Source organism: Carnobacterium sp. ISL-102 (genome assembly GCF_018612935.1).
GTDB lineage: Bacteria > Bacillota > Bacilli > Lactobacillales > Carnobacteriaceae > Carnobacterium_B > Carnobacterium_B alterfunditum.
Genome location: NZ_JAGGRF010000057.1, coordinates 1 through 1,190, shown reverse-complemented (window position 1 = coordinate 1,190; position 1,190 = coordinate 1). Strand labels below are relative to the sequence as shown.

1 protein-coding gene is annotated in these 1,190 nt (G+C 52.6%); it reads left to right on the top strand.

Going from position 1 to position 1,190, the window contains the following annotated elements; all coding sequences use genetic code 11:
* Window positions 1–744 precede the first annotated feature (744 nt).
* Window positions 745–1,190 (top strand): aminoglycoside adenylyltransferase family protein (locus J7E16_RS11650; RefSeq protein ID WP_214891750.1); only part of this gene is annotated, 446 nt, incomplete at its 3' end.

The following is a 1,190-nucleotide window of genomic DNA, read 5'->3' as shown; positions in this document are numbered from 1 at the left end:
ACTAGTATGGCCCGGGGGATCCGGCGCGCCTAGGCCTTGACGGCCTTCACTCAATTCGCCCTATAGTGAGTCGTATTACGTCGCGCTCACTGGCCGTCGTTTTACAACGTCGTGACTGGGAAAACCCTGGCGTTACCCAACTTAATCGCCTTGCAGCACATCCCCCTTTCGCCAGCTGGCGTAATAGCGAAGAGGCCCGCACCGAAACGCCCTTCCCAACAGTTGCGCAGCCTGAATGGCGAATGGGAGCGCCCTGTAGCGGCCACTCAACCCTATCTCGGTCTATTCTTTTGATTTATAAGGGATTTTGCCGATTTCGGCCTATTGGTTAAAAAATGAGCTGATTTAACAAAAATTTAACGCGAATTTTAACAAAATATTAACGCTTACAATTTAGGTGGCACTTTTCGGGGAAATGTGCGCGGAACCCCTATTTGTTTATTTTTCTAAATACATTCAAATATGTATCCGCTCATGAGACAATAACCCTGATAAATGCTTCAATAATATTGAAAAAGGAAGAGTATGCGTAGCCGTAATTGGAGCCGTACCCTGACCGAACGTAGCGGCGGTAATGGTGCGGTGGCGGTGTTTATGGCGTGCTATGATTGCTTTTTTGGCGTGCAGAGCATGCCGCGTGCGAGCAAACAGCAGGCGCGTTATGCGGTGGGCCGTTGCCTGATGCTGTGGAGCAGCAACGATGTGACCCAGCAGGGCAGCCGTCCGAAAACCAAACTGAACATTATGCGTGAAGCGGTGATTGCGGAAGTGAGCACCCAGCTGTCTGAAGTGGTGGGCGTGATTGAACGTCATCTGGAACCGACCCTGCTGGCCGTGCATCTGTATGGCAGCGCGGTGGATGGCGGCCTGAAACCGCATAGCGATATTGATCTGCTGGTGACCGTGACCGTGCGTCTGGATGAAACCACCCGTCGTGCGCTGATTAACGATCTGCTGGAAACCAGCGCGAGCCCGGGTGAAAGCGAAATTCTGCGTGCGGTGGAAGTGACCATCGTGGTGCATGATGACATTATTCCGTGGCGTTATCCGGCGAAACGTGAGCTGCAGTTTGGCGAATGGCAGCGTAACGATATTCTGGCCGGCATTTTTGAACCGGCGACCATTGATATCGATCTGGCCATTCTGCTGACCAAAGCGCGTGAACATAGCGTGGCGCTGGTTGGTCCGGC